The organism is Nonomuraea sp. NPDC003707 (assembly GCF_053587055.1).
The window spans coordinates 1-23,514 of the sequence record NZ_JBSFNK010000069.1; the positions used below are offsets into that span (position 1 = coordinate 1).

22 protein-coding genes and 1 pseudogene are annotated in these 23,514 nt (G+C 66.4%); 14 read left to right on the forward strand and 9 right to left on the reverse strand.

Features of this window, described 5'->3' with window-relative positions; translation table 11 throughout:
• Positions 1-994, reverse strand: a 994-nt coding sequence (locus tag ACWDRB_RS64165) for a hypothetical protein (protein WP_449911967.1), incomplete at its 3' end; no start/stop codon positions are given.
• Between ACWDRB_RS64165 and ACWDRB_RS64170 the strand changes: the two genes are divergently transcribed.
• The 4 genes from ACWDRB_RS64170 (at position 984) to ACWDRB_RS64185 (ending at position 6,114) form a co-directional block, all read left to right on the forward strand.
• Positions 984-2,183 (forward strand): hypothetical protein, encoded by a 1,200-nt coding sequence (locus ACWDRB_RS64170; RefSeq protein ID WP_449911968.1) that lies wholly within the window; start codon positions 984-986, stop codon positions 2,181-2,183. The genes ACWDRB_RS64165 and ACWDRB_RS64170 overlap by 11 nt on opposite strands.
• A 1,228-nt stretch (positions 2,184-3,411) precedes the next feature.
• Entirely contained in the window at positions 3,412-3,576 is a 165-nt protein-coding gene (locus ACWDRB_RS64175) for a helix-turn-helix domain-containing protein (protein WP_449911969.1), read from the forward strand.
• Positions 3,577-3,614: 38 nt separating this feature from the next.
• Positions 3,615-3,953 carry a helix-turn-helix domain-containing protein gene (locus ACWDRB_RS64180; RefSeq protein ID WP_449911970.1) on the forward strand — a complete coding sequence of 113 codons (339 nt, stop codon included), beginning with the start codon at positions 3,615-3,617 and terminating at the stop codon, positions 3,951-3,953.
• Positions 3,954-4,506: 553 nt separating this feature from the next.
• A complete protein-coding gene (locus ACWDRB_RS64185; protein ID WP_449911971.1) occupies positions 4,507-6,114 on the forward strand; it encodes a hypothetical protein in 1,608 nt (535 codons plus the stop codon).
• Positions 6,115-6,186: 72 nt separating this feature from the next.
• Here the strand turns inward: ACWDRB_RS64185 and ACWDRB_RS64190 are convergent.
• Both ACWDRB_RS64190 and ACWDRB_RS64195 read right to left on the reverse strand, forming a co-directional pair.
• Positions 6,187-6,435: pseudogene (locus ACWDRB_RS64190) on the reverse strand (CHAT domain-containing protein); the annotation flags it as partial.
• A complete protein-coding gene (locus ACWDRB_RS64195; RefSeq protein ID WP_449911972.1) occupies positions 6,341-7,582 on the reverse strand; it encodes a lipase/acyltransferase domain-containing protein in 1,242 nt (413 codons plus the stop codon). The gene ACWDRB_RS64195 and the pseudogene ACWDRB_RS64190, both read right to left, overlap by 95 nt.
• Positions 7,583-8,009: 427 nt before the next feature.
• Between ACWDRB_RS64195 and ACWDRB_RS64200 the strand changes: the two genes are divergently transcribed.
• The 3 genes from ACWDRB_RS64200 (at position 8,010) to ACWDRB_RS64210 (ending at position 9,619) form a co-directional block, all read left to right on the forward strand.
• A complete protein-coding gene (locus ACWDRB_RS64200; RefSeq protein WP_449911973.1) occupies positions 8,010-8,192 on the forward strand; it encodes a hypothetical protein in 183 nt (60 codons plus the stop codon).
• 213 nt (positions 8,193-8,405) lie between these two features.
• A complete protein-coding gene (locus tag ACWDRB_RS64205; RefSeq protein ID WP_350727266.1) occupies positions 8,406-9,032 on the forward strand; it encodes a ClpP family protease in 627 nt (208 codons plus the stop codon).
• Positions 9,029-9,619, forward strand: coding sequence for a ClpP family protease (locus ACWDRB_RS64210; protein WP_192787173.1), 591 nt, complete (start codon positions 9,029-9,031; stop codon positions 9,617-9,619). The genes ACWDRB_RS64205 and ACWDRB_RS64210 overlap by 4 nt, the downstream gene beginning before the upstream one ends.
• A gap of 25 nt (positions 9,620-9,644) precedes the next feature.
• On the opposite strand, the gene ACWDRB_RS64215 is transcribed toward ACWDRB_RS64210, so the two are convergent.
• Positions 9,645-10,019, reverse strand: a complete 375-nt coding sequence (locus tag ACWDRB_RS64215; protein WP_449911974.1) for a helix-turn-helix domain-containing protein — start codon at positions 10,017-10,019, stop codon at positions 9,645-9,647.
• A 254-nt stretch (positions 10,020-10,273) separates the two neighbouring features.
• Between ACWDRB_RS64215 and ACWDRB_RS64220 the strand changes: the two genes are divergently transcribed.
• The 4 genes from ACWDRB_RS64220 (at position 10,274) to ACWDRB_RS64235 (ending at position 16,920) form a co-directional block, all read left to right on the forward strand.
• A complete protein-coding gene (locus tag ACWDRB_RS64220) occupies positions 10,274-11,101 on the forward strand; it encodes an alpha/beta fold hydrolase (protein WP_449911975.1) in 828 nt (275 codons plus the stop codon).
• 680 nt (positions 11,102-11,781) lie between these two features.
• Positions 11,782-12,138: a hypothetical protein gene (locus ACWDRB_RS64225; RefSeq protein ID WP_449911976.1), complete on the forward strand. Its 357-nt coding sequence runs from the start codon at positions 11,782-11,784 to the stop codon at positions 12,136-12,138.
• A 54-nt stretch (positions 12,139-12,192) separates the two neighbouring features.
• Positions 12,193-12,390 carry a hypothetical protein gene (locus ACWDRB_RS64230; RefSeq protein WP_449911977.1) on the forward strand — a complete coding sequence of 66 codons (198 nt, stop codon included), beginning with the start codon at positions 12,193-12,195 and terminating at the stop codon, positions 12,388-12,390.
• A gap of 429 nt (positions 12,391-12,819) precedes the next feature.
• Positions 12,820-16,920 carry an nSTAND1 domain-containing NTPase gene (locus tag ACWDRB_RS64235; RefSeq protein WP_449911978.1) on the forward strand — a complete coding sequence of 1,367 codons (4,101 nt, stop codon included), beginning with the start codon at positions 12,820-12,822 and terminating at the stop codon, positions 16,918-16,920.
• On the opposite strand, the gene ACWDRB_RS64240 is transcribed toward ACWDRB_RS64235, so the two are convergent.
• A complete protein-coding gene (locus ACWDRB_RS64240; RefSeq protein ID WP_449911991.1) occupies positions 16,823-17,455 on the reverse strand; it encodes a CU044_2847 family protein in 633 nt (210 codons plus the stop codon). The genes ACWDRB_RS64235 and ACWDRB_RS64240 overlap by 98 nt on opposite strands.
• Before the next feature lie 48 nt (positions 17,456-17,503).
• Here ACWDRB_RS64240 and ACWDRB_RS64245 point away from each other — a divergent pair, with 48 nt between their 5' ends.
• Positions 17,504-17,854: an aldehyde dehydrogenase family protein gene (locus ACWDRB_RS64245; protein ID WP_449911992.1), complete on the forward strand. Its 351-nt coding sequence runs from the start codon at positions 17,504-17,506 to the stop codon at positions 17,852-17,854.
• 56 nt (positions 17,855-17,910) lie between these two features.
• Positions 17,911-18,153, forward strand: a complete 243-nt coding sequence (locus tag ACWDRB_RS64250) for a hypothetical protein (RefSeq protein WP_449911979.1) — start codon at positions 17,911-17,913, stop codon at positions 18,151-18,153.
• Positions 18,154-19,021: 868 nt separating this feature from the next.
• Here the strand turns inward: ACWDRB_RS64250 and ACWDRB_RS64255 are convergent.
• The 4 genes from ACWDRB_RS64255 to ACWDRB_RS64270 all read right to left on the reverse strand — a co-directional run bounded on the left by ACWDRB_RS64255 (position 19,022) and on the right by ACWDRB_RS64270 (position 22,057).
• Positions 19,022-19,390, reverse strand: coding sequence for a hypothetical protein (locus ACWDRB_RS64255; RefSeq protein WP_449911980.1), 369 nt, complete (start codon positions 19,388-19,390; stop codon positions 19,022-19,024).
• 128 nt (positions 19,391-19,518) lie between these two features.
• Complete coding sequence (locus ACWDRB_RS64260; protein WP_449911981.1) at positions 19,519-20,826, reverse strand: hypothetical protein; 1,308 nt, start codon at positions 20,824-20,826, stop codon at positions 19,519-19,521.
• A 554-nt stretch (positions 20,827-21,380) separates the two neighbouring features.
• The gene (locus ACWDRB_RS64265) at positions 21,381-21,875 is read right to left on the reverse strand and encodes a hypothetical protein (protein WP_449911993.1); all 495 of its coding nucleotides are present in this window, start codon (positions 21,873-21,875) and stop codon (positions 21,381-21,383) included.
• 20 nt (positions 21,876-21,895) lie between these two features.
• Positions 21,896-22,057: a DUF2637 domain-containing protein gene (locus tag ACWDRB_RS64270; protein WP_449911982.1), complete on the reverse strand. Its 162-nt coding sequence runs from the start codon at positions 22,055-22,057 to the stop codon at positions 21,896-21,898.
• A 241-nt stretch (positions 22,058-22,298) separates the two neighbouring features.
• Between ACWDRB_RS64270 and ACWDRB_RS64275 the strand changes: the two genes are divergently transcribed.
• Positions 22,299-23,438: an integrase core domain-containing protein gene (locus tag ACWDRB_RS64275; protein ID WP_449911983.1), complete on the forward strand. Its 1,140-nt coding sequence runs from the start codon at positions 22,299-22,301 to the stop codon at positions 23,436-23,438.
• The last annotated feature ends 76 nt before the right edge of the window (positions 23,439-23,514 follow it).

Below are 23,514 nucleotides of genomic sequence, written 5' to 3' on the forward strand. Positions count from 1 at the left end.
TCGTGGCCCGCGCCCGCCAGCGGATCTGCCAGCCATCGGTCAGCTTCCCGGCCGGCACCAGCGCCCAGGCGATCGTCCCCGTCGCGTACTCCTTGGACGAGGAGCCCGCCCAGATGAGTCCCGTGCCCTGGGCTGTGGCGGCCGGGTCGTGCTCGACCTCGACATTGAGCTTGCTGGACCGGTTGTCCGGATCGCTCACCTTCGCATACAGCCACGGCGTCACCGACCCCGCCGTCCAGGACGCCGAACCGGGCAGCGCCGGATCCATGCCCAGCGATTCCACTGACGGCTTACGCAGGTCGATGACGGTTGCAGACCAGTCGGACCACGGGCCGACCACGGCGGTGGCGGTCTCTCCGCGCACCCGCCAGCGCACCTTCATGCCATCGGCCAGTTTCCCGGCCGACACCTGCACCCAGGCATTGCCCCCGGAACCATAGCTCGTGGTGCTCTTGCCCTCCCAAATCACGCCGGAGCCCTGCTCAACCGCGTTGTGCTCGATCTGCACCCACAACCGCGACGCGCGTGAATCCGGATCGGTGACCTTGGCGTACACCCACGGCGTGGTCGAAGACGCCGTCCACGACAGCGCGCCCTTAGTGGCCGGAGTCCAACCGGCATCGGACGCGGCGGGCTTGTTCACATCGACCGTGGCCATCTGCCAGGGCGACCATTCGCCCTCGGCCCCCGCCGTGGTAACGCCACGTACCCGCCAGCGCACCTTCATGCCGTCGGTCAGCTTCCCGGCCGGCACCTGCACCCAGGCATTGCCCCCGGAGGCATAGCTCGTGGTGCCCTTGCCGGACCAGATCAGGCCGGTACCCTGCCCGGTCGCGGCCGGGTCGTACTCGATCTCCGCACCCAGCACCAGCTTCGATCCACCCGCATCGGTCACCTTCCCGTACAGCCACGGCGTGACCGACGCCAGCGTCCACGCGTCAGTGCCACGCGTGGCCGGAACGGCCCCCAGGCCATTGCCCGCGGTGCCGCTCACCGAGACCGTCGCCGCCTGCCACCCCGACCAGGGACCCGCCGCCCCGGACGAGGTCGAAGCCCGCACCCGCCAGCGAATCAGCCACCCGTCCTTCAACTTGCCCGACGTCACAGAGGGCGTCTGCAGAGAACACTTGCTCGTCGTCGAACACGACCCACTCGACACCTGGCCACTGTCGGACCAGATCAACCCCGAGCCCTGCGCAGAAGCCGACGGATCATGCTCAACCTCGGCTTCCAGCTTCAACGAGCGCCAATCGGGATCGGCCCCGGAGGCTGAGAAGTACGGGGTCGTGGACGACAACGTCCACAACCCCGACGCCAACTGCCCAGACGACACCGACAAGTCCGACACCACCGGCTTGGAGATGTCCACCCGCGCGGACTGCCACTCCGACCACGGGCTCGCCGCCCCGGACGAGGTGGAGACGCGTACGCGCCAGCGGACCAGCCAGCCGTCCTTCACCTTGCCCGACGTCACGGCGGGTGTCTGCAGAGAACACTTGCTCGTCGTCGAACACGACCCACTCGACACCTGGCCACTGTCGGACCAGATCAACCCCGAACCCTGCGCAGAAGCCGACGGATCATGCTCAACCTCGGCTTCCAGCTTCAACGAGCGCCAATCGGGATCGGCCCCGGAGGCTGAGAAGTACGGGGTCGTGGACGACAACGTCCACAACCCCGACGCCAACTGCCCAGACGACACCGACAAGTCCGACACCACCGGCTTGGAGATGTCCACCCGCGCGGACTGCCACTGCGACCAGGCACCCACCACCCCGGACGAGGTGGAGACGCGTACGCGCCAGCGGACCAGCCACCCGTCCTTCACCTTGCCCGACGTCACGGCGGGTGTCTGCAGGGAGCACTTGCTCCAGGTCGAGCATGAGCTGCTCGACACCTGGCCACTGTCGGACCAGATCAGCCCCGAGCCCTGCGCAGGAGCGGAGGGGTCATGCTCAACCTGCGCTTCCAGCTTCAACGACCGCGACTCGGGATCGGCCCCGGAGGCTGAGAAGTACGGGGTCGTGGACGACAACGTCCACAACCCCGACGCCAACTGCCCAGACGAGGCCGACAGGTCCGACACCACCGGAAGCGCACCGGCCGCGACAGCCGACACAGCCTGCGCCCGAGGGACAGACGTCTCTGCGGTCTTCGCCCCATCCTGCGCCGCGCTCCCCTGACCGTTGAGCGTTGACGGGGTTGCCTTGCCGATGCCGGCACCCTCCGCGCGCCCACGAGGGGGACGGCCGTCATTCGTCGCCGGCTCCGATCCGGTGGCAGCCGGGGACGATTCCCAGGTCAGCGGCGGCGGACTGTTCAGGCCGTTCGTGGCGGGCTCGTCCACCACCTCGCGGGGCTTCTCCACCGCAAGCGAGCCCTTGGGCCGCTTGCCGTCGTCACCGGTCTTGCCCTTGACCTGCGGCTGGGTGGCGGCCGGATCGACGAGGTGCGGCAGATTCTCCGCCGAGCCGGAGCGCTGAACAGGGACCTTGCCGGCGTTGCCTGAAGATGGTGAGCCGGGAATCTCCAGTCGTGCAGGAGAAGGGGCGACGACGGCCGCCTGCGCCTGCAGCGTGAGAATCCCTGGCATGAGAGCCACGATCACGGCTAAGGCCAGGCGGCTGACCCACCTCGACGGTGAACTCCGCCCGAGCCCGAACCTGCTCTGACCCAGCACCCTCGCACTTACCTGAGCACGCCGCACAGTCACGCCCACACTCCCCGTAGAACAGAAAACACAAGGGCATCCGGGCGCACCCCTGTAAGCTCCCCATAAATAACGCCTCAGATATACACAGGCAGAGCGAACAGGAATAGATCTTGACAAGCCGGACAGCCGTGAAACAGAAGACCGCGAAATCGAACCGCCCTCAGGGTTCCGGCAGCTCACTCGCTTGCGGCTTCGGCAGCCCGACAGGGGCGACGTGACGTAAATCACAGAGGAATCTTCTATTACCAGAAACGCCCGTTGACTTGGTCGTGGTGCAGCCTGACCGGGGTCATCGCATGCGCTTCGCCGTGACTCCGTTTCCCAGCGTAGTCACCACATGCCCGGCCGCGCCTTGTTCAAGGCGCTCTTGTATGCGTTGAAGCCCTGGTCGACGGAGGGGATATCGACGGATCGGCGATAAGGGCTTTGACGGTGTAATGGGGTTTTCACCGACGGCCTCGGCGGCGGCGACCGTGTTTTGATATCCGCTATAGGCGGGCGCGCAGGCACCCGACCTGGCCCCGCTCTTCACCGCCGCCTGTTCCCTTATCATGAAATTGGCGGAGAGAGGAGGCGTCAAAGAACCGCCATTCTGGGCCAACGAACTTCAACTGCTGGATCCCGTGCTCAGTACACAGCTTGAATGCGAAGAGTCTTCAGGTCGTGACGGGTAGCGCTCGGTGTAGTACGACCGGGATATGCGGTACGGGCAAAGGGGTGGATACACGCCCGCCGAGCAGGAACGGCGAGAGCGTGTACGGCTGCAAGCGGCCGAGTGGTTCGAGGCCGGCGAGTCGACCAAGACAGTAGCCGCACGGTTACGGGTGCACGAGCGATCAGTGACCCGCTGGCGCAAGGCCTGACGCGAGGGTGGGACGCAGGCCTGCGCTCCAAGGGGCCGGTGCCGAAGGAGAAGCTATCGGCCAAGCAGCGGCAGCGATTAGAGACCGAGCTTCGGCGCGGCCCGCTGGCCTGGGGATACGACGAAAACCAGTGCTGGACGCTGGCCCGCATCAAGACACTGATCGGCCGGCTGTTCCACATCGGCTACACCATCGAGGGCGTGGGCAAGCTAGTGCATCGCCACGGCTGGTCGGTCCAGGTCCCGTCGCGGCGGGCCCTGGAGCGGGACGAGGAGGCCATCGCGACCTGGAAGGCCGAGGTGTGGCCGGTGGCAAAAGCACCGCGGCGGACGTGGACGCCTACCTCTGCTTCGAAGACGAAGCCGGGCAGGGGCTGAGGCCGCCCAAGGGACGCACCTGGGCACCGGTCGGCACTCGTCCGGTGGTGACGGTACGCGGCAAAGGCTCGGGCCGGGTCAACATGGCCGGCGTCGTGGCCTACCGGGACGGCGAACGACCGCACCTGTTCTACACCCTGCACATCTACCGTGGCCGCAGGGCATCTCAGCCCTTCGCCTACGGGCACCTACACCAGCAACGATCGAGTAGCAAGCTTTGATCTGCTCTGCCTGTCCGGCAGTGCCGAATCATGACGGGACGCACCAGAGCGCGCGAGCACGCACCGAGCACGACTCGCGGTGGTAGGCGACGCCGTATGACCACGGTCCGCGGGCGGGCAGTTCCCACTACCCGCCGTACCTGCGTCGCCGTCCTAACTGATCACGAGATATCCCCCTCAAGGATCTTGACCGGCCGCCGGATCTCTGGCTTGATCATGACGTTCCTTTATGCCTTGTTCCTGCTCAGAGCGGAGTACACGTGCGCTTCTCACCCTCGAAACGGCCGGACGTCAGCCGGTCGGCCCGCCGATTAATCGCCCTCATGGGCTCCATGACCATGACGGCTGGGCTCGTCGTCGCCGCGACGCCCGCGGTCTCGGCCGCCGACTCGATGACCGATCTCGGCGTTCGCCTCAGTATCGCCGACCACAGTGAGGTGGCCGCTGGAGGAGGCAAGGTCTTCGTGACCGCCAGGGACCGCGTCGTGGTCACCGACACCGAAGGCGTGCTGCTCGGCGCGGTCACCGGACTCGCCGGTGTGGAAGATGTCGTCGCGACACCAGACGGCGCCCGCGCGTACGTGGCGCTGCCCGACTCGCGCGAGGTCGTGGAGATCGACACCACCGCCCTGGCGGTCACCCGGCGGTTCGACTTCACGGCGTACTCGTGCCTGGCCGATCTGGCACTGTCCGGACAGACGTTGTGGACGGCCCACGGGTGCGACATGTACACCGGCGGCGTCATCACCCGCGTCGATGTATCGGCTCCAGACCCACAACCGGTCACCGTTCTGACCGGGCAGTCCACTACGCCCACGATCGCCGTCGCGAGGAACACCCTGTTGTCCATCGCTCCTGACATCTCCTCCGCCGATGTCCGGGTGTACGACGTGAGCACCGGTTCCGCCACTCTGCGCGGTGAGATCGACGGGGACGACCCGGCCACGAGCACCCGGCCGGGCCTCGACATCACCCCGGACGGCTCCACCGCCGTCCTGGCGTTCCCGCGTGGGTTCGAGTCCTGGGACCTCGCGAGCCTGACGAAGCTGCGGGACTACGGCAAGGACCCGGCGGTCCGGGGCTCGGTGGCCGGCGCCGCCATCAGCGCGGATGGTGGCCATCTCGCAGGCGGCTGGTCGTGGGGCGATCGAGGCGTCGAACTGTATGACGTGGCCACGGGAGCGCTTACCGACAAGCAGAAGATCCCCAGCGGATGGCCGACCCCCAGAATCCTCACCATGACCATCGCCGGCAACGACGTCTTCTGCGTCCTTTACACGTCCGGCACCACCAACCTGCGTCTGTGGCGGCTGGAGGACGCCACCCTGCTGCCGTCGGCCGTGACCCTGTCGGCCCCGGACGAGGCGACGGCGCTGGAGCCCGTCACGCTGAACGGCCGGCTCACCCTGCCCGAAGGCGTGACCCCGCGCGTACGGAGGCTAGAGGTCACCCGCCGCCTCCCGGACGGGACCAGCACGACGCTCCGCCGCGGAAAGACGGAGGCGGACGGCACGTTCTCCATCACCGATATCCCACCGGTGGCCGGAACGGTCGGCTACGACGTGAGCTGGCACGGATCCGCCACCGTCCGCGGCAGCAAGGCGTCGGTGTCCGTCGACGTCGCCCGGCAGCCGGCATCGCTCACCTTGGCCGGCCGCAGGGACCTGGTTCTCGGCGACCGGTTCCACCTTCGGGGCACCTTGAAGTTCGGTGACCAGGCGCCCGCCACCCGTCCCTCGGTGACGGTGATCCGCGGGAACCCCGACGGCACCAGCACGGACCTCGGCACAGTGCAGACCTCCGTGGCCGGGCGCTTCAGGATCAGTGATCTGCCCGACCAGGAAGGCGAGTACATCTACAACGTGCTGTTCATGGGCGACGATGTCGTTACCGACACGATTGACGCCCTTTTCGTCACGGTGCGGGCCAGGAGCGTCTAGCCGGGTCGTGTTCCGCTCGCAAAACGGTTCATCCTGTGAACTGGCCGGCCCTGTCGGCCGTACGGCGAAGTCGTCCGAGAGTGGCCACAAGCAGGCCACCACGTCGGCGAATCCCGCGAGGTGGAACGCGGCGCCGATATGCAGGGCCTCATCGGGCAGCCGGTGCCCGGCTTGGCCCGTGCCGCAGACCGACAGATACGCGAACTCGGCCCCCCGCAGCAGCCGGCTACCGGCAGCGGGTGCGCGGTCGGCCCAGGACGGTGACCAGGCGGTCGAGCAGGGCGGGATCGTTGGGCAGCGCGCCGTGCTCCACGCCGGGATTGTCCGTCAGGCTGAAGTGATGGCAGTGCATGGCCCGCCAGGCCAGGATGGCGTTGTTGGTGATGTCCTCCTGGTTACCGTCGCCGTCGCGCCGCAGGAAGCCACCGGGGTCGGCGATCTGGCCGGTGGACAGGTTCGCCAGCCGGGCCCCGACGACCGTGGGCAGGCCGGAACCCTTCTCCCCGTAGACGTCCACGTCGGGGAACGACCTCGGATCGGCGAACCGGACGAAGCCGATGTAGTACGCGGCGATTTTCCCGGCCGTCGGCAGCCCCGCGTCGGCGAACAGGCGCCGATAGTCGCGAGGCGTGTAGGAGCGGCCCGTCGAGGACTCGCGGATGACGACCTCACGGTCGCCGAAGACCGCCGGGTCGGCCGCGCTCATGTAGGTCGAGGGGGCGCTCTGGTACATCCGCGCGCTGCTCCGCGCGTTTTTCCTGGTCGTGGGGTAGCCGAAGTCCTGGATGTTCTGCCCGGTGAACATCACGGAGTACATCAGACCCTGCCCCGGCATGTTGCCCGCGATCGGGGTGAAGCCGTGGATGTAGCGGTCTCGCCACGCCTGGCTGGTGTGGGTGAGCAGGTATTGGGCATACAGCGGCCCGTTGGAGTGGCCGACCAGGTGCACCGGCCGCTCGCCGTTGTCGCGGTAGGTGTCCTCGATGAGCCGGCGGGTGCGCTCGAAGAAGCCGCCCATGTCGGGGGTGAGCCGGGCGTCGTACCCGGCGACCCGGATGTCCCGGTCGCGGACATACCCGGCGGTCTCCAGCCTGCGGTAGAGAGCCTCGTAGTACGGTGCGCTGTCCGTGCGGCCGTATTCCATGATCTCGACGGTGACGCCCGGTTGCTCGGCGAAACGCCCCGGCATCGGCAGCGACGGATCGTCGCGGTAGCGCAGAGTGAGCAGCCGGTCTCGGCAGACCTGGCTGAACCTGCTCGGCCGGTCGTTGCGGAACCAGTCCTGGAAGGTGCCAGACCGCGGACAGCCCGGCGCCGTGGTCTGGTCGCGTACGGTCGCCTGGAGCTTGGTGAAATGGAACGCGGGGAACAGCACGACCGGGGGGTTCTCCCGCGCCGGAGACCCGGAGGGGCCGGGCTGGCCCGCGGTCAGCCCCAGGGGGACCAGCGCAGCCAGCACACCGTGCATCCAGCGACCGTCAAACAAGGCCATCCCTCTCAGCCACTCAATGTTCCAAGCAGTCGTTACCCACGATCACGTTCTGTGATACCTGCTGGTCGGAGGGGCGGCCAGGACCGCTCGATCCGCCCAGTTGGGCTTCGGCCGGACGACCTGACGCCGCAGCACAGCCAGCTCATGCCGGAGCACCATGATTTCCATGTCTTTGGACGCTTGACCACGTCCCAGGAGCATCAGCAAGCCGAACACCTGGATCATGAGCAGATAGAGGCGACGGAGAGGCACGGGAACTGATCCTGGACCGAGCCGCCACCTCAGGTCGATCCGCAGGTCAAGCACCCCGCGACGGATTCTGAAGCGGTACAGGCCAGCGCCTTCGGCAGCGTGCCGCGGGCGATCGCCGGCCGCCCACGGATCCCCACTACCCACCCTCGAGGTGTGCGAGAGCCAGGGTGAGTACAAGGCCGTCAAGAGCAGCTCGCCCGGCTTCACCACCCCCACCTTCGGCTCGCGGGACGGGGCGGGTCCAGCTCGTCATGTCCCTCACCCTGGCCACCGCGATCCCGCCATCGACCCGCTCGCCTCCAGGACGGGGGACGCCATCCTCTGCCCCGAGTAGTGACTGGCGACACTCGATCCGCTGTCCATGCCGAGCGAATGCTCAGGTGCCCATCCGGAAACCGGCTCCTGACCAGATGCGCCCTGAAGCCGACCCGAGTGCCCTGCGGAGCGTGACCATATGCCCCTGCTCAGGAGGTCACGCTGCTCAGAGCAGATCTGCCGCAGGCGGATCGTGTCGACGCCGATGCGAATCGCCTCACATGATGGACGCATGAGCGAAGAATCGAAACTTCCCCTGTTCAACCAGCGGATGAGACGCGAGCTTTACGAGCAGCGTGTTCTCGTTCTCGACGGCCCTCTCGACGACGACAACGGGACACTGCTGGCCACGCAACTGATAGCACTCGCCACCCAGGACGCGTCGACCGATATCGCATTGTGGATTCACTCCCCGGGCGGCTCGGTCCCCTCGATGCTGGCGATTCGCGACATCATTCGCCTCATTCCCTGTGACGTATCGACCCTCGTGCTGGGCATCGCTTACAGCGCCGGGCAATTCCTGCTGTCGTCGGGGACCCGAGGCAAGCGCCGCGCCCTGCCGCACGCACGCGTCCTGATGCACCAGGGCTCGGCGGGAATCGGTGGCACCGCGGTCGACATCGAACTGCAGGCCGGCGACCTCCGGCATACTCGTGACACGGTGCTCGGTCTTATCGCCGAGGACACGGGCCAGCCCGTCGAGCGCATATTCGAGGATTCTCTGCACGATCGTTGGTACACAGCGCAAGAGGCGCTCGACTACGGTTTCATAGATGCGATCGTGCAGACCTTCGACGAAGTCGCGCCGCACAATCGCCCGCGGCCCGGATTCGGCGTCACCGAAGGAGTCGGCAAGTGACCACATATACGATACCGAACGTCATCGCGCAGAATCCCCGTGGCGAGCGGATCATGGATGTCTACTCGCACCTGCTCACCGAGCGAATCGTCTATCTGGGCACCGCGATCGACGCGGGCGTCGCCAACGCGCTCATCGCGCAGCTGATTTTTCTGGAGTCGGACAACCCCGATGCCGAAATACAGTTCTATATCAACTGCGAAGGTGGTGATCCGAGTGCGATGCTCGCGATATACGACACCATGCGCCATATCCGCCCGCGGGTTTCGACAACCTGCGTCGGACAAGCCGTCGCGGTCGGTGCCGTCCTTCTCGCCGCGGGTGCCGAGGGAAAACGTGCCGCTCTCCCCCACGCACGCGTGATCCTGCACCAACCAGCCGCTCAGGGGCGCGGAACGATCCCCGACCTCATCTTGCAGGCCGACGAGGTTGTACGAGTCCGGGCAGACATCGAGCGCATCCTGTCACGGCACACCGGCCAGACGATCGAGACCCTACGCGCCGACACCGATCACGATCGCGTGTTCACCGCGACCGCGGCCTTGGAGTACGGGCTCCTCGATCAGATCATCGAGGAGCACTCATAGGCCCGCGAACAACCCCGGCAAGCCGCTAAGCGGCCAGAGCATACGCCGCCGAGCAGACAGCACCCCTCGACCCGCTGGGCTGAGCAGACCGCAAATTCTCTGCGACAGCAAGAGTCAGATCGACCAGGGTCACATCCAGCGCGCCGGCGACCGCGGCGATCATTTCACTCGACGGCTCTTTGACGCCTCTTTCCATCTCGGAGAGATATTGCGGCGAGACTCCGGCGCGACCCGCCGTCTCACTCAACTTCTCGCCCCGCTGTTGACGAAGGTCCCTCAGACACTCACCGAGCACCTGCCGCCACAGCGGCTCGCGAGCCGGAGAGGGCTTGAGGGCGGTCCGATCGATCGCTGGACGTAGCGGCGAGATGGAAGATGGCTGCGGGATGGAGGAGGCCATACTCCACACCATAGGTAGACAGCCCTGTCGGGTTCCGCCGGCTTCGCGCAGAGCGGAACCAGTCCCTGCCTCCTCCGTTCGGCCTCAGGCGCACCTGCGCGCTCACCACGGGGTCACCGCGGCGGCGAGCGCTCGGGTGACGTTGGTGACCAGCCACACGAGCAGGGCGCGCACCGTACTCGGCGCAGCGAGATCAGGCCCGTCGGGTTGCCGGCGATGTGGGCTTGGGCCGGTCGTCTGGGTGGTTCGCAGCGGTGATACTCAAGACCCCCGTCGCCGACGCCGACGGACGCCCACCGCTGGTCATGATCGGCCAGCCCATGGACGCCAGCGGCTTCGGCGCGTTGGCGTCGCATTTCGCCGATCGCACCGTGGTCACCTACGACCCACGCGGCCTCGGCCGCAGCACCCGCAAGGACGGCCGGGTCGACCATGCGCCCGGAATCCAAGCTGCCGACGTGCACGCCGTCATCGAGACGCTCGGCGCGGGCCCGGTCGAGATGTTCGCGAGCAGCGGCGGTGCGGTGACCGCGTTCGCCCTCGTAACGGCCTACCCCGATGACATCACCACCCTGGTGGCGCACGAGCCGCCACTCATCCCGACCCTCCCCGACGCCCCGGCTGCCGAGCGCGCCCAGGCCGGCGTCCGGAAGGCGTACGAGGACAAGGGCTGGGGTGCCGGCATGGCGGCCTTCATCGCGATGACCTCGTGGCAGGGCGAGTACACCAACGACTACTTCGCCCAGCCCACGCCGGAACCCGCCATGTTCGGAATGCCGACCGAGGATGACGGCTCCCGCGACGATCCGCTGCTCTCCGACCGCTCTTGGGCGGTCAGCAGCTACCAGCCCGACGTCGACGCGCTCACCGCGGCGCCAACGCGGATCGTGATCGCAGTGGGCGAGGAATCCCTGAACACCTTCACCGGACGCACCTCGGTGGCGACAGCCAAACTGCTCGGTCAGCAGGCGACGGTCTTCCCGAGCCACCACGGCGGCTTCCTCGATGGCGAGTTCGGCTACGCCGGGCAGCCTGAAGCCTTTGCTCGCAAGCTGCGCGAAGTCCTCGACGCCGCCAGCTGACGACGACCACACCTGCCAGATCTGCAGAACCCGGCTGACCCTCCCCCCACGGCCCGCACGCCGAGGGCGCGCAGATTCACCCGCCGGCAGCCCGCACGACGGTCACGACGTGGCCAGCAACGTCCTGTGCCTGTGCCCCAACGACCACGTGTGCGATCGTCACAAGGACGACCTCGCAGTGATCAACCAGCTCACCGGCGAGAGCCGAAAGGCCCTTCCGCACTGTCTCCGGCCACGACATCGATCCGCAGTACCTGGCGTACCACCGAGACATGCACTCTCGGCAGCGCGCTGGTCGCGGGTGGCCAGGCGGGCACCGGAGGCCGGTCGAGACGGGTGCTGCTGCGCGTCAGCGCTGGCTCGCCCCTGGCTCGGTACGGCGCGCGCCGAGAGAACCGGCTATGGCGCCGAGTTCAGCGTCAGCCGCACCAGCAGCCTTCGAGCAACCCCAGACGGCCCCGGCTGCGCCAGCATCGAACCTGTACCCGGCCCGGCTCTACGGCGAGACCTTCCTCCTCCTGGCCGACGGGCAACGGGATGACTGCACGCCACACCCGACGGATGGCAGGTCTACGGCCGCAACGGGCGGCTCATCACCACCTTCCAGACCGACAGCGCGTTCAACTCCGCAGCACTCGCAGCGGCCGCCTTGGAACATCCCCGGCGCCGACCACGCGGCGGTGACGGTGGGCCCGCTCCACGACGATCACGGCGGATGCATCGACACCTCGCCGACGAGCCTGGCGTCCTGGAGCCTGCTCAAGGGCCGCGTGTCCGGCCGGACCGACATCATCGTGCGCAGCTGCTGCGTCGGCTGGCTTCAGCGCGACGTCGCGGCCGTGACGTCGCCTGCACGCCGGACGGCCCCCGTGCCCGGATCGGCCAGCACCAACCGCGTTCAGGCCGTGGCCGCGCTGCTGACCGCGCTTCTCGCCCCCGTGCCACTGCCCGACCTCGGGCCCGAGGCCCGCACTTTCCGAAGACCGCGCGCTCGCTCGCCGTGCGAGCGGCCGATCAGCCCCTTCACCCCGGCGTAACTAGCCGCCGCGCTCGCGGAGAACCTGCCGCGCCTGCCGGGTGGCTCCTACCGCGTGCATATTGACGACGGCTACGACGTCATTGAGCTGGGCCGCGTCTACCGGACCGGCAGCCGCTGGCAGGCCCTCGCTCCCGACGGGCACGTGGTCGTGCGCCGTGCGGACACCCGCACCGAAGCTGTCGACCAGTTGCTCGCCACTCCTGGCCCGCTCCTCGGCGACCCCACCGACACGATCCTTCACGACTTATGACCGTGCCGGGAGCAACCACCGCGAGCGATGGTGACCGCGTTGCTAGCGACTTGGGGCCGGCGGCACCCCGACCAGCAGCGGCCTGAGGGGCTCCCTCGCCCGCCTAGCTGGGCCCCAGATCCCCGCTGGTGCCGCGTCGGCCTGCTGTAGCTGCAGGAGTTTCCGGGGCTGATATGCGCCTGCGCCTCCCGCCTCCATCGCGTGCGGCTCCATCCTTTGGATCGGGGTGTCTCGGCGGCCGCTGGAAGCGTAACCACGCTGGCAGCTGCAGAACCGAGTGACAGAGTTGTAGCTCGGTGCCCACGAAACGTTCCGCGTACGCCAGATTCACCCGATTGCGGCCGTCTGCCACATGAGTGGTTCCATACTCATGTAGGGACCGGGACTCCACCGGATCATGGTCTCGCAGCCGGAAGGCCGGAGGAGCCGATGCCGAGAAGTGCTGACGTCGCGCTCGGTCCGGCGCAGGTGGCGGTGATCGCGCGGGAGGGTGGCCTGGTCGGAGGCGGCTTCCTCTTCACCGGAGCCGACATCCTGACGTGCGCCCATGTCGTCAATCGAGCCCTGGGCCGCACCGAGCGCGAGCGCGCGATGCCCGATGAGCTGCTCACAGTGGAGTTCCCGCTGCTCGATGGCAACCCACGTGCCAAAGCTAGAGTCGTCCGCTGGGACCCGATCAGGGACGACGAAAGCGGGGATGTCGGCTGGTTGCGCCTCGTGGACCAACTTCCGCCCGGCGCGATGCCGGTGGCGCTGTTGTCCGTCGAGGAACTGTGGGATCACGACGTCCACGTTTTCGGGTTCCCTGCCGTCAAGCCGTCAGGCGCGTGGGCACAGGGCAGGCTGCGTGGCAGGGAGGCGGTCGGACGTCTGCAGATCGACGACGATAGGTGGGCCGGATACCAGATCCAGCCAGGTTTCTCCGGATCGCCGCTGTGGGACGATCGACTCGACGGCGTGGTCGGAATGGTCGTGGCGGCCGCGGCCAAGCGTCGCACCTCGTACATGATCCCGGCCTCGACGTTGATCGACACCTGGCCGGAGCTCGGCGAGTTGGTGAGCCGACAATCGCCATACCTCGGCCTGCGGCCCTTTCGTGAGCAGGACAGAGAGTTCTTCTTTGGGAGGGACGAACTCGCCGAGTCGCTGGCCGACGCCGTCTCGCAGCACCCGGTGACCACTCTCTACGGCCCTTCAGGCTGCGGAAAATCCTCACTGATCGGCGCCGGGATACTTCCTCTCATCAGGCAGCGCCACGCTCGGACGGCAGTCGTGGAAACGCGCGTTCCCCTTGAGCCCGGACCTGGTGAACGGCTCATTGTCGTGGATCAGGCGGAGGAGTTCTTCAGCGAGAACAGGGTGGACGAACTCGTAAGGATCGTCCATGACGCGACTGAGCCCGCCCGGCGGTCCAAGTTGATCGTGGCCATGCGGGCGGACTACCTGGAAGCAGCCATGGCACGGCCGCAGCTGGCAGCTCTCTGGGCGCAGTCCCACCTCGTCAAGCCGATGAGCAGAGACGAGCTTCGCAGTGTGATCGTGCGTCCGGCGGCCAGGAAGGGTATCCGGTTCGAGGACGAGTTGGTCAATCGGATCCTCGACGATGTCGGTGACACGGCCACCGCTCTTCCGCTGCTCCAGTTCGCTCTCGCCAGGCTCTGGACGGAACGCCCACAGGGGGGCCTGGTGACCATGGCCCACTACGCCGCGATGGGCGGCGTCGAGAACGCCCTAGCGTCCTACGCGGATGAGGTGTGGCGTGCCGAGATCACCTCGGTGCCGGCGGCCGAGCGCCTGCTGACCAGACTGGTAGAGCCGGGTGAGACCGCTCGCCCGGTACGGCGGCGCGCCAACAGATGCGAGTTCAGCGAGGAGGACTGGGATCTCGCCAGGCGGCTCGCGACCACCCGGCTGCTCACGGTGGATGACGATTCCGTGGAGATCGTACACGAGACCCTGATTCAGAACTGGCCGGGGCTGCGCGACCTGGTCGAAGTCAATCGGCCCTTCCTATTCTTCCGCCACCAACTGGTTCGCGATATCGACCAGTGGCGTCGCAGCGGCGTCGAGGAGGACCTCCTCCACGGCGTCACTCTGGCGACCGCTCGATCGTTTCTCGCAAGTCACGGGCATCTTCTCGACGCCGAGGAGCGGGGGTTCGTCAAGCGGAGCGCGGACGCGGCACGCCGGCGCTCCCGGTTCCTGCTGGCTCTCAAGATCGGCGTCCCGTTGCTGGCCCTAGCCGCTCTCGTGGCCTCTTTCCTCTTCGTCCGGCAGAGTCAGCAGAGGGCGGTCGAACAGACCAGGTCCGCGTCCGCCGCGATGGCCGCCCTCTCCTCCGGTCTGTCGACCACGCTCCCCGACACCGCGAAACTGCTGGCCGTCGCCGCCTATCGCACCTCTCCCACGCGCGAGACCTACGAGAACCTGTTCGCGCAGTATCTGACCACGGTAGGGGTCGATCACCTGCTCACCCGCAACGGTCAGATTCTGAAGGACTTCCAGCTGAGTCAGGACGGCTCCCGGATCATGACCTGGTTCGGCGACCGGGAGGTCGGCGTGTGGAGCATAGGGCAGAACAAGGCCGTCTATGTGGGGTTACCGGTTCAGGAGCCCGTGTTCCGGGTCAGCTTCAGCCCGGACGGCGCTGCTGTGGCGATTGTGGCAGGCACCGGGCGCGTCACGGTGTACGAGATCGACGGTCAGGGGCGAGTGGGGAGGTTCTCGCATGTCGCCGTTCCTGGCCCGATCGACCGCATCTCGCTTGGTGCCGCCGGTCGCGTCCTCCTCGCAAGCTCCTCACGTACGACTGGCGAGGTGTGGCTGATGGACGTCCGCTCCAGTGCCGTGCTCTCATCGCTCAACCTGAAAACCTCCTTCTCGCCCCGCCTTACCTTGCTGACCATCCAGCTGAGCCCTGACGGAGGGAGGATTCTGGCAGCGTGGGATCCCGTCTCGTTCGGCTCTAAAGTGTGGCTCGACGTGTGGGATGTCCGCGCGAAACGCCTGATTCACAGCCTGGAGGGTGGACCGGCGGCGACGGGCCTGGGCCTGAACGCCGCTCCGATCCTGAGCGGCGATGCCGGCACAGTCGTGGCGTGCCGTTCCAAAGGGAACGGACCTCGAGATCTTGTGGCTCTTGACGTTTACGACACTGGGACCGGCAAGCCGCGCCAGGAGCATCTCGGCTTCGAAGCCTGCGGGGAGACGGCCGGGATCGACCAGAGCGGGTCCCGGCTGGCGGCGATCAATGGGTACAAGATCGATCTCTTCGACCTCAGAACAGGCGATCGGAGCGCTGAGGTTCTCCTGCCACCCGGTCCCAGGGGGCACACCTCCGGTCCGCCACTGGCCTATGTGGAGCACGATGTCGGGCGGCTGGCCGTTTCTATGCCGACCGGGGTGTATCTGCGGGACGTCATGCTGCAAGTGCCAGCAAAGGGGGCGACGGGAGCGGAGGCGATGAGCCCTGACGCACGCTACATCTTCACTTCAGCCACGCTCACCGGGCCGAGCGCGCTCCTCAATCTCGCGGATACGACGACCGGCCGGAATGTCGCTTCGGTCACCTACAAGGACCATTTTGAAGAAGATCCGATCTTCAGCCCTGATGGACGATATATCGTCGCCAGGGACAACCACGAGCTACGGGTTCGAAGGGTCCCGGATCTCGCCCTGGTCGCCCACCTTCCCTTGTCCACGCTGGCCCCCCTCGACAAGGCCGAGAACTGGAACTATCTCAACTACGCCTTCGCCAGTGAGGGTGATCTGCTCGTTTGCGACAACGGATCGTTGTCTCGCTGGCACGTGCCGACCATGGAGCTTGTCGGGTCCCGTGTTCAGTTCACGACGCCACGCAAAGATCCGTCATACTGCTCGATCGACGCCGCCCCGCGCAGCCCCCTCGCGGCCGTCCGCATCGTCGCGAACGTGGGCGAACCTGAGGTTCTGATCTGGAACACGACGACTTCCCGTATAACCCCGCTGAAGCCCAGCGAAATCACAGGAGTGGATCCACAGCAAATCGGACTGGATCCCTCAGGCCGATTTCTTGGGCTCATGGACGGAGATGTCGATGGGACCATGGCACTGATCGATGTCCAGAGCGGCAAGCAGGTGTGGAAACAGGCGTTCCCGAGGACGGACGGCGAAGGGATGGTGCGTGCCGATCCGGCGGGCCGGATGATGCGCTTCGTCGCCCCCGGGAAGATCGTCACCGTGGACCTGAACACGCATCGGGTCTCCGTCCTCGATCCGGGAGCTATCCTCGTCGGAGACGAGGCCAATGGCATCGGACTCGGCCATGTCCTCGACCTGACTCCGAACCTGGATACCGTGTTCCACGGAAATCTGGCTGGCGAGCTGGGCCCGCTGTCCCTCGACCCCGCGGTGTGGGCCCGGCATCTGTGCCAGTTGGCCGGCAGGGTGGACTTCAGCCCGGCTGAGCGCTCGACCCTCCCGCAGGGGGCCGATCAGGGAGTGCCTTGTGATCCTGGTCGTCCAGTTCCCCCTTATCCCACGTCATCGTGATGCCGAAGCTAGCCTCCGAGCCCGCATTGGCGATCACCGCGCCCAACTCGGCGGTGAACTTGATCCCGAACTCGACGGTGATGTGATCCGGCCTCGTCGGCATCTTGGTCAACTGTTCTGTGACAGCCGCGACCGCGGGACGGAGCTTTGCAACCGCTGCCTGCACAGATTCGCCAACCCGGTCGATGACCGCTCCGGGTTGGGCCGCGCGGACGAGCTCATCACCCTCACCGTTGGCCGATACCTCGATGAGTACAGCCTCCGCGCTGCCCTCGACTGGCATCCGAACGTAATACGCCATAGCGATCTCCCAACGCAGTCCTTTCAGATCATCCCAGCGCGGGTCTGGTGCCGCCAGGTCTGCCCGGATACGTGCCCTGCCGGACAGCGGAGGCATCCGCCTACGCATCTCACGGCGACGCTGGTAACGCTGGGAATAACCCTCACTGGCCGTGTCGAATGCGACCGGCCCGCGATCTCTCCCAAGCGTCTGGCCAGCGTTCTCCTCACCGAACCGGGCAAGCTCGCAGGCCATCACGCCGAACGACTATGTGCCGCGATCGCCGCCTGCCACGAGATGACCATGCTCGCCGGTCTGGTCCGGGATTTCACCGCTCTCCTCGACCCCAAACAGGGCAACGACCGGCTACTGACCGCCTGGATCGCTTCGTGCCTTGCCTTACGCGCCCGACAAGATCATTTCGCTCCGACCTGCGGGAAGGGGTTGCGAACCCAAGATAACGATGGCGCCCGCGCGGTCGCCGGCGGCGCCAGGCACGGCGAACAGGGCTACTTCGTCCAGCCCGTGCTCACCGGCACCCGACCCAACATGAAAGTCGTGCGCGAGAAAATCTTCGGCCCGGTCGTGGTGGCCACCCCGTTCTCCGACCTGGACGAGATCGCCGCCCAGGCCAACGACACCACCTACGGGTGATTTCGTTCGTGAGAAGTGACCGCGAATGTTCGTGAGTTCTGACCGCGCTTGAGGCGGTGGCCCACATCCACATAGCCCTCGGCTGGGCAGAAAAGGAGCACGGAGCCCACGAGCAGACAGTAAAACACCTCACCACCGCCTTACACCTGTACCGGACGCTCGCCAACCCGGTGTGGGAGGCGGACGCGCTCACCACCATCGGCTGGTTCCCGGCCGAGTCCGGCCAGCACGACGAAGCGCGTACGCGGTGCGAGGCAGCCCTCGGCATTTACCGCAAGCACGATGACCCCGAGGGGTGAGGCCGACACACTGAAACACTCTCGGGTACATCGCCCACCACACCACACCGGCCGGTACGCCACCACTCGATCACTACCGGCAGGCCCGCAACCTGTTCCAAAGGATCGGACACACCTACAACGAAGCCGACACCCTGGACCGCATCGGCCACACCCAGGCAGCCCTCGACCGTCCCGACGCGGCCCGCCAGGCCTGGCGTCAGGCCCTCGCCCTCTACCAGGGCCAGCAACGCATCGCCGACGCGGATCGCGTCCAGAAACAGCTCGCCGCACTCGGCAGCCACTGAGCAACTTCCTCCTTGAGATGGACGGTGCGTCCGATCCGCGAAGGTAGGGGCGTGCAGCGGAGGGGCCTGCCATCGCCGGTCGGAAAGCGGCTGACGCCGGCAGAGCCGGGCAAGGGCGGGCCAACGGAACGCCGGCCGGTCGGATCATCGGTCATCCGATCGAGGCAACACTCGCGGGCAAGATCGAACCGGGCACCCAATCATCGTCGCGGGGCGAGCAGGGGACGGAGCAGGCCATCGTCGTACTCGGCATCCGAACGCCTGCGGGGAAGTACGCATCGGCCGGCGTACCTGGTGCTCTTCCAGGCGGCGGCGCCGCAGTGGAGCCGGCTCGCCGGGCCGTCATGGACGCGATCGCCGCCCGCCGGGGGCCGCGCCGGCGATCCTCAACCTGCACGCGAACGCCGCCGGACAGCCCAAGCAGGACAGGGATGAGCGCGCCGTCGGCAGTCGGCACCCGTCCTCCTGTTCTGGCGGGTGCACCTGACTCCCCGGCAGAAGCGCAGGTTCTCGGAAACCAACTGCACGGCGGCGGCGCCCTGGGGCCCAGGTAATCCCCGGATTTCACGTCCGTACGGGCCCTAAAACATGCTCGCCCAGATAACCTTTCCGTCCTGAATTACGACGTTGACCCGGTTGCTGCGGTAATCGTCTGTTCTGTCGGCGCAGTTGCCGTTCTCGCCCAAGACGCGGACCTTGTGCCCGGCAGCCGTCTCAGTGGACGTCACATCGCTCAAGGAGCGCCGGACGAGATCCGCTCGTGTGCGCGCACTCTGTGAGGTTGCCGACGGAATACAAGTCGCGCCTTGCCCGCCTGTGGCCGCCGGTGTCTGTGCTCCGGGCTGCTGGGCGTGGGTTGTCGGGTTGTCTTTCGGATCCGTTCCGGCACCGCTGCAGCCTGTGAAAAGACTGACCCCGAGCACGATGAGAGCGGCAATACGCATGGACATGATGCTTCCTAACTTCGGATCTCCCCGTCTGCCCGATGCGGCAGACAGGGAAACGAGGCGTCAAGTGTCATATGGCGACGGCCAAAAACCTTGAGCTACCTACATGACGGCTTCAGCCATGCGAGGGTTCAGCCGTTCAAAACGCTGCCGCCGAGGTTCTCACCGACCCGGGTCTGCGGTGTGTAGAGGCTTCTTCCCGCTCCGTCTATTGTGGCCACGCCGCTGTGGTAGCCCTTGGCGACATTCCCGAAGTACCACGGGCCGCCGCTGTTACCCGGCAGGGTCACGTAGAGATCGGTGCTGGCCAGCCCGCAGAATCTGAGGTCTTCCGGCGTGTAACAGGCAGCGAGGCTGTGCACGGTGGAGCAGGCCTGATGCTGCGTGCCGATCCCGAAGTTGCACACGGGGTCGTCCACCACGGCATTGGACGCGGAGTCGACGGTCCGTTCGTCGCTGTAGTCCGCCTGGAACTTGGTGCTCGTGCTGTTCCCGGACAGAGTGCTGTGCCACTGCAGGTCGACATGAGCGCCGGAGGGCGTGGTGCTGGCGGCGTTGCGGTACGAGATCACGCCGGTGGCGCCCTCGTACTTCATATAGTTCGGGCAGTGCATCGCAGTCGCGACACCGAAGATGCCGTTGACCATGACGGTGAACCCTGACGTGCAGGCCCCGGTGGCGTCGGACACCGTGTGACCGCCCTTGACCGTCGTCTCGGTCCCCGTCCGGAGCGAGGGGTCTTCGGTGAGCCGCACAGGCACGGGAATGTCGCCGGTGAGGCTAGCCGCAACGCCGGCCTTCAGCGCCTCCCCCAGAAGATTGTTTTGGTCAACCTTCTTGTCGGCCGCGGCACTATAGGTGATCTGAATCTCGTCGGTCTCCGGGGCAATCTCCGAGAGCACCTCGGCCGTCTCCGCAGAATCGGCCACTGCGGTGAACATGGCCTCCGCGACCCGCTCCAGGTCCTTCCAGGCCAGCGGCGCGCCGTACTGCACCTGAGTCAGGTACGGCAGCTTCTCCAGCTGATCGAGCACGTCCTGCGATGGCGGCTTCGTGAACCGCATCCAGACCTCCGCGCCGTCGGCGGAGGCCTTGTCCTTGACGTAACCGGCCTGCACGTATCCGGTGCCGGGGTCTGCGGCCAGCTTGTCCGCCAGTGCGTCGAGTTCGCGCTGTCCGCGGTACTTGTGCTCTGCGGCACTCGCCGGCACACCCGCCGCCTTGGCCCATGCTGCGAGGTCCCGCCGGGTTGCATCGTCCAGAGCGGGCGCGGTCGCGGCGCCAGCCACCATGACTGTCTGTAACGGCCGCACGGAGCCGAACATAAGGCTCTTGCCAACCGGTTCAGGGGTATGCGGCACAGCCTGCGCCGCGGGTACTGTCATGAGCACCGCAGCCGCAAGGCCAATACAGAGGGCGGCTAATGTCCGTCTGATCATCAACGTTTCCTTCCTGGCGCGGCCCCGCGGCCGCCCTCAAGAAAAATCATCGACTTAAGTAGATTTAGCTAGCTGTCGACGTGAACCGCGAGCGTCCGGATGGCGTCCAATCGGGATACACCGCCGAACAGTAAGGCTCAAGGGGAAAGTCCTCAGGGATATTGATGGTCACGACGTGCTGACCCTTATCGACGACGCCACGCAACGGTTACATTCCCGCGCGTCGATCACGCAACGACCTACTAGCACTTCTCCGGTGAGTCGGCCCAAGCGGAGCTAGAGCGGTTCTTACTGCTGGTCGAACCGACTTTCACCTAACCAGGAAGCGGCGCGTTGATCGGGTCTTCGCTAACGCTCGGGCCACAAGCCCCATGCGAGCGCAGTTAACTCATCAGGCCAGGAGCACACTCTCCGCGGTGCAGGTGGAAGCATTTCGGCCGCAAACATCGCGAGATAAGACCGGCATGAAAATCCGATCTTCGAATGTTTATGCAGATAGCACTGCCCTAACCGGGAAATATTTCCCCGGAGAACGACGATAAGGCCTTCGCCCTTTAGGATCCATTGCCAGCGGATGGTTCAAGGCGGCCGGAGCATCCCGCCCGTTTTATCCACCGGCCCCATCGATCGCTACGAGCAAACTGTGCGGCGATGGCCTTGCCGGAGGGCAACCGACCATCAGGTCGACAGTTGTCCTGAGCCCACCCCCACGCCAGCCGGTGGAGTTCCTGGGCACACTCCCGCGTCGTGTTTCCGTGGCCAGCCTCATGGTCAAGCATTGCATCGGACGACAAGCCCGACTCGGCTTGATCTGCCGCCCGAGCAGCGCGGCTTTGCCGGATCTGACCCATGAGCATCTCGTAGGCGCCGATCAGCGCGAACGACGGCCAAGCAGCAATGATCCGAGCGATCAGAGTTGGGTCGGCGACCGCCACATTGGCGCCCAGGCTAGCCAGACTGCCCACGACCAGCAGGATCCACGGGAGCGCTCCCCCACGACGCCCGATCCGACTCGCGTGCAGGACCGACATTGACGAGGCCACGATCATGCCGTCCACCGCCAGCGGGATCAACGTCGCTCCCGCCAACTCTCCCCGTGTCGTAGCGCCAACTCGTGCATGTGCTGATACGAGACCACCGCGACGATCCCCGCCACCAACACCACCGATGTCGTTGTCGTCCGCCGAATCCAAGCATCGGCAGGCGCGGCGAAGGCCGCAGGCATCCTCATCGCCGATCACCACTCTTGATGACCCCGGTACGGGCTTCCACGATGAGGCGGCCGTGCGGAACCGCAGGTGAAACCCCCGAAGATTTGGTGCGCGCCCCGCCAGGGGGCACTTACCTAGATCGGCATTTCGGGCCCCTGACCTGCGGTTTCATAACCGCAGGTCTTTCGTTTTGTGACCTTGGTAGGCAGCAGGCGGTGCCCGCAGGCAGCCGTAAGACCATGATCAAGGGACCTATACGGGATGATCTTGAACAGCGTTTCCCCAGGTAAAACCGGGATTGCGGGCCATCCGAGCGCCCGGCGCCCCGTTCAGGGCGCCCGGCTGGTCCTAGTGTTCGGCCGGCTGGTACTCCTGGGCCGAAGCGAGGCGGTCAAGGATGCCGAGATCATGGCGCTGCGGCGTCAGGTCGTCCGACCCAAGCCCCACTGGGCCGATCGAGCGATCCTGACCTCGCTGGCGCGACTCCTGCCGCCGAGGTTGCGGGCTCATCGGCAGGTGACGCCGGGCACCCTGCCGGCTTGGCACCGGCGCTTGATCCGAGATCGGTGGACGTATCCGAGCCGGTCCGGCCGCCCAAGGAAGATCCAGGAGGTCCGGGACTTGATGCTGCGCCCGGCGCGGGAGAATCCGGCCTCGGGATACCGTCGGGTGCATGGCGAACTGGCCCGGCTCGGCTATCGCGCGAGTGAAGCGACCGTGCAGCGGATCCTCCGGAGCCGGCGGGTCGGCCCGGCTCCCCGAGACGCCGATACCTCGTGGAGGACCTTCCTACGCGCTCAGGCCAAGGGACTGCTGGCCGTCGATTTCTTCCACGTCGACACAATTTCCTTGAGACGCCCGTACGTGCTATTCGTGATGAAGATCGCCACCCGGCGCATTCACATCCTCGGGGTGACCGCCCACCCGACCGGAGCGTGGACGGTCCAGCAGACCCGCAACCTGCTCATGGACCTCGGCGACCGGGTCGGTTCCTTCCGCGTCCTCATCCGCGACCGAGATACCAAGTTCACCAAGGTGTTCGACGCGGTTGTCGCCGGCGCGGGCGTGACAGTGATGAAGACCCCGCCGCGCACACCGCGGGCCAACTGCTACGCCGAGCGATGGGTGCGCACCGTACAAGCCGAGTGCACCGACCGCATGCTGATCTACAACGAACGGCACCTGCGCTCGGTGCTGACCGAGTATGTCGACCACTACAACCGTCCTCGCCCGCACCAGTACCGCTCACAGCGACTACCCGATCACGATGAGCAAACCGCTGTACCGCTGGAAGGCCAGATCGAACGCCGCAAGATACTCGACGGGCTGATCAACGAGTACACCGAGCCGCATAGCCACTCCGGAGGACTCCCAGCGCAAGCCCTATGCGATGAATTTTGAAGCGGTACACCCCCAGAAGGCCGATGTTGATCATGGCGTGTGCGGGGTTGGTGCGCGCGAGCACGCACGGAGCACG

Bases quoted from the DNA above. Each gene is read 5' to 3' on its own strand.
- ACWDRB_RS64195 (WP_449911972.1), bottom strand. From the start codon at position 7,582: ATGCACGGTGTGCTGGCTGCGCTGGTCCCCCTGGGGCTGACCGCGGGC.
- ACWDRB_RS64270 (WP_449911982.1), bottom strand. From the start codon at position 22,057: ATGAGGATGCCTGCGGCCTTCGCCGCGCCTGCCGATGCTTGGATTCGG.
- ACWDRB_RS64205 (WP_350727266.1), top strand. From the start codon at position 8,406: ATGAGCGAAGAATCGAAACTTCCCCTGTTCAACCAGCGGATGAGACGC.
- ACWDRB_RS64265 (WP_449911993.1), bottom strand. From the start codon at position 21,875: ATGATCGTGGCCTCGTCAATGTCGGTCCTGCACGCGAGTCGGATCGGG.
- ACWDRB_RS64240 (WP_449911991.1), bottom strand. From the start codon at position 17,455: ATGGCCTGCGAGCTTGCCCGGTTCGGTGAGGAGAACGCTGGCCAGACG.
- ACWDRB_RS64215 (WP_449911974.1), bottom strand. From the start codon at position 10,019: ATGGCCTCCTCCATCCCGCAGCCATCTTCCATCTCGCCGCTACGTCCA.
- ACWDRB_RS64275 (WP_449911983.1), top strand. From the start codon at position 22,299: ATGATCTTGAACAGCGTTTCCCCAGGTAAAACCGGGATTGCGGGCCAT.
- ACWDRB_RS64260 (WP_449911981.1), bottom strand. From the start codon at position 20,826: ATGATCAGACGGACATTAGCCGCCCTCTGTATTGGCCTTGCGGCTGCG.
- ACWDRB_RS64235 (WP_449911978.1), top strand. From the start codon at position 12,820: ATGCCGAGAAGTGCTGACGTCGCGCTCGGTCCGGCGCAGGTGGCGGTG.
- ACWDRB_RS64175 (WP_449911969.1), top strand. From the start codon at position 3,412: ATGCGGTACGGGCAAAGGGGTGGATACACGCCCGCCGAGCAGGAACGG.
- ACWDRB_RS64255 (WP_449911980.1), bottom strand. From the start codon at position 19,390: ATGTCCATGCGTATTGCCGCTCTCATCGTGCTCGGGGTCAGTCTTTTC.
- ACWDRB_RS64245 (WP_449911992.1), top strand. From the start codon at position 17,504: ATGCTCGCCGGTCTGGTCCGGGATTTCACCGCTCTCCTCGACCCCAAA.
- ACWDRB_RS64185 (WP_449911971.1), top strand. From the start codon at position 4,507: ATGACCATGACGGCTGGGCTCGTCGTCGCCGCGACGCCCGCGGTCTCG.